We start from the raw sequence: 1,011 nt of genomic DNA on the forward strand, positions 1-1,011 counted from the left end.
GTTGCTCGATATAGCGTCCTGTAAGTAAAGTCGCAAGTTCTCCACTTAGAAAGAATGCATTTGAGCCTGTAATATATAAATCGATATAATCCCGAACATATAAGGAGTCGACTACTTTCTCAAAATTGGTAACATGTTGTATTTCATCTAAAAAAACATAGTTTTTTTTGCTTTTATCAACTTTAGACAGTACATAATCATGTAGTTTACGGTAATCTGTGAGTTCTTCAAATTCCATAAATTCGAAATTGATAGCAATGATGTTTTCGGCTTGTACACCCTGTGCTTTTAGGTCTTGTTGAAACATCGCTAACAAGGTGGATTTTCCAGAGCGACGTACACCCGAAAGCACTTTAATGACATCACGGTCTTGCCATGTATTCAGAAATTTTAAGTAGCCATCACGTCGAATATTAGCGCTTCTCATTATTTACACTTAGAATCTAAAGTTTTAATAAATTCTATCAAATTTTAGAATGTATATGTAAATATATTTAGTTTTAAGAAAAGTTTAAAGGTTAAGTGAAACATTCAAAGCTGCTGTAGAAGCATGTAAACATGCAGATCTGATCAAAATCCAAATTCTGTCTTTTTGATTATTTTCCATGTCATGTTATGTCATTTATGCTACGAGTTAACTGCTATATAAATTAAGTGAAAAGTAAATGGAACTAAGTTGTTAACTAGAGTGGAACTCATTTTTGTTGTGCTGATGGTCTCAGCCTTAATCCTAATTGCTTATGAAATGCTAAAAGGTTTATTTTAGAGCATCTATACAATTTTTGATCAAAAAAAGCCCACAGAGGGAATCTATGGGCGAAACTAAGGACCTTGACGGTCATTCAGAAACTACAGCTAGTTTCTGGTTGTGATTCTGGACTGAATTAAAGAAACCTTTGCACGAACAGATACACAAAAGTTCGTTAAAATGATATAATGCTTTATAATCAACCACATAACAAAAGACACCGACATGGCATGGAAACAAACAGGGCAGCTGTCCCTAGCAGA

Annotated in this window: 1 protein-coding gene; it reads right to left on the reverse strand. The window is 33.9% G+C overall.

The window, feature by feature from the left end; genetic code table 11:
- Positions 1–427: AAA family ATPase (locus FTU34_RS17730; RefSeq protein ID WP_180036178.1), on the reverse strand; the 427-nt coding region annotated here is incomplete at its 3' end.
- Positions 428–1,011: the final 584 nt, after the last annotated feature.

The sequence above is a fragment of the Acinetobacter sp. YH12094 genome (genome assembly GCF_013419295.1).
Lineage (GTDB): Bacteria > Pseudomonadota > Gammaproteobacteria > Pseudomonadales > Moraxellaceae > Acinetobacter > Acinetobacter amyesii.